Consider the following 786-nt stretch of genomic DNA (forward strand, 5'->3'; position numbering starts at 1 on the left):
GTTCTTATTCTGAAGGATGTCTTTGAATGGTCTTCGAAACAAATTGCGGAAACGTTGGGAATGTCGCCGGCAGCGGCGAACAGCGCCCTGCAACGAGCCAGGGAGACGATGGACCGAACGCGACTTCGCTCCGACGAATTTAGTAAGATGGATGTCAATCCCGACCAGAATCTTCTCTCGCGGTATGTGGAAGCGTTTGAGCAATTCGATATCCAAGCGCTTGTGTCGTTGTTCCATGAGGAAGGTTGTATGTCCATGCCGCCTTTCGCCATGTGGATAAGCGGGCAAGAAGATTTGTCCGCGTTTTTTGCGCTTACGCGCTGGCATTGCGAGGGGTCCAAATTTTTGCCAACTACAGTGAATGGCGGTTATCCCGCTCTGGCGCAGTATGTGCCGGGTAAGGAGGCATCCGTCCTGGTGCCTTGGGGCATTCACGTGATTGAAGTGAAAGAAAATCGGATATTCCATGTTCAAAATTTCATAAATGCAAAATTATTTTCCCGATTAGGGCTTCCGGAACAAATAGACCGATGAATTCGGAGATTGGCATTCGTCTATATTAGTGAGAAACAAAATTCCCGTAAAGAGGTGTCCTTCACAATGGAAACAAGCAATCCAACGAAAGTAACCGTAGAAACCGTCGTTCAAGCCCCTGTCGCAAAAGTATGGAGCTATTGGACCGAGCCGGACCACATTACGAAGTGGTATCAACCTTCCGAGGAATGGCATGCGCCAAGAGCGGAGAACGATTTGCGGGTCGGCGGCGAATTCCTGACAAGGATGGAA

The 786-nt window shown here is 49.4% G+C and carries 2 protein-coding genes; both read left to right on the top strand.

The features are described from left to right. A partial coding sequence (locus OB236_RS30530; protein WP_317259396.1) for a sigma factor-like helix-turn-helix DNA-binding protein occupies window positions 1-534 on the top strand: 534 nt, incomplete at its 5' end. 66 nt (window positions 535-600) lie between these two features. Beyond that, on the top strand, window positions 601-786 hold a 186-nt coding region (locus OB236_RS30535), incomplete at its 3' end, for an SRPBCC domain-containing protein (protein ID WP_262687345.1).

This window comes from Paenibacillus baimaensis, assembly GCF_025567575.1.